2 protein-coding genes are annotated in these 1,982 nt (G+C 69.8%); both read right to left on the bottom strand.

Annotated elements, in window-relative coordinates; all coding sequences use genetic code 11:
* On the bottom strand, positions 1–1,286 hold a 1,286-nt coding region (locus tag ACRDP3_RS16685; protein WP_431517752.1), incomplete at its 3' end, for a radical SAM protein.
* An 18-nt stretch (positions 1,287–1,304) separates the two neighbouring features.
* Positions 1,305–1,982: DegT/DnrJ/EryC1/StrS family aminotransferase (locus ACRDP3_RS16680; protein ID WP_431517751.1), on the bottom strand; the 678-nt coding region annotated here is incomplete at its 5' end.

Here is a 1,982-nt window from a genome sequence, read left to right as displayed (position 1 = left end):
ATGAAGTACAGCATGACCGTGTTGACGTGCCCGGTCTCGCGGCACAGGTCGATCGCATGGTCGACGCGTGGGCGGGTCATGGTCTTGCCGTACAGGGCGACGAGGTCGCCGGAGGCCCATTCGGGGGCAATGGTGATCACGCCGCGGGCTCGGGCGGGGAGGTTGAGCTCGGTGAACAGGTGGCCGAAGTCCCCGAGGTGCGTGACGGCGTCCAGGTAGTCGGCGCTGATCTCGTCCGCGCGGATGGACCCGATGATCGTGGTGACCTTCTCGCCCTTGGCCTCCGCGCGACGAGCGTATGCCTGGATGTGCTCCAGGAGTTCGCGGCGGTGCTTGTACTGGGTGAAGGTCGGCGCGCTGACGATGATTGTGCGTACGCCGTGGTGTTCGAGCTGGTCGATGTAGTCGGTGAGCATCTCCAGCGGGGCCTGTCGGAACGGGGGGATGCCGAGGTTGCAGAAGCCGCAGGTGTGGCGGCAGCCGCGTACGGGGTGCAGTCCGGCCGCGGTACCGTCGGTGACCGGGTACAGGAAGTGCGAGGAGCGCAGGGAGTCGACGCGGTGGTACTGGGCGTGCACTGCGGCGGGGACGGTGAGCGTCGTGGGACGGATGGAGGTGACGCCACCGCCGGGCGCGTAGGTGGGCTCGTAGAGGGCGGGGACGTAGAGGCCGGGGATGCGGGCGATCTGTTCGAACAGCGGCATCCCGCCGGTGACATGGCGGTCCTGACGGTGTGCGTGGAGGGTACGGATCAGCTCGGGCAGGCTGGTGTCGGCCTCGCCGATGGCGATCACGTCGAGGTAGTCGGCCAGCGGTTCGGGGTCGGCCAGGCCCTGGTTCCCGCCGATGACCAGCGGGTGCACTCCAGGAGTGCGGTCCGCCGAGCGGCGCGGGATTCCGGCCAGGTCCAGTAGCCGCAGCACGCTGTGCAAGTCGCCCGCATTGATCGCGGAGATGCCGACGATGTCCGCCTCGCCTAGGGGCAGTTGGGACTCGATGCTGCGGTACGGCTCGCCGTCGGGGGTGAGCAGCCGGTTCCCGTCCCGTACGAGGCAGTCGTATGCGAGGGCGCGCTCGGCGACGGCGGGAAGGTCCGGGGTGCGGTTGATCAGGTCGTGCAGGCTCATCGGCCCGTTGCACATCAGGCTGTACGCGTGCCCGAAGGGGATGGCGAAGACCATGCGCAGCAGTCCGGCCGCTCTCGCCGGGTCCTTGGGCGGGTAGGGGCCGGCGAGCTGGATCTCGCGGGCGCGGTTGGTGTCGATTTCCTTGCCGATCTGGGACATACAGGTGGTCCTCTCGGGTCAGGAGGCGTCGTACGTTTTCGCGACCGTGGCGGTTGCCTGGCGGATGGCGCCGCGGATGGCGGCCTCGTCGCGCTCGCTCATGCGGGGATGCAGGCAGGGGCACAGCAGCCGGGCGGCGAGGTGTTCCGCCCGCGGGCAGTGCTGGCCAGCGGTGTGGGCGCGGATCAGGTCGTGGCTGAGGTAGGTGACCGGGTCGCTGATGATGGCGCCGACCCTGTGGTCGGCGGCCAGGGTCTCCATGAGCGCGTCCCGGCCCTGGCCCGCCCACTCGTGGGGGACGAGGAGGTTGTGCCGGTAGTAGAGGTGCGTCTGGTCGTGCACGGTGGGCGGAAGCGTCAGCTCCTCGATGTCCGCGAGGTGCCCGGTGCGCTCGTGTGCCCGGGAGATGCGGGCGGTGTTCATCTCCTGCAGCCGCTCCAGCTGGACGAGGCCGACCGCGGCCTGGATGGCGCTGAGCATCTGGTTCACGCCCCACTGCGTTCGCCCGCCGTAGGTACGCAGCCTGCGCAGGTCCTCCGCGAGCGCGCGGTCGTGCGTGGTGACCATGCCGCCCTGGCCGAAGGTGGTCATGAGCTTCTTCGACTCGAAGGAGAAGACCGTGGCCCAGCCTTCCGCGCCGACGGGTGCACCCGCCGGGGTGCGGCCGCCGCAGGCCCTGGCCGCGTCCACGATCAC

It is taken from the genome of Streptomyces sp. (assembly GCF_050698815.1).
Taxonomy (GTDB): domain Bacteria; phylum Actinomycetota; class Actinomycetes; order Streptomycetales; family Streptomycetaceae; genus Streptomyces.
Note: the sequence above shows the minus strand (reverse complement) of the source record. Positions and strands in the feature narration are given on the sequence as shown.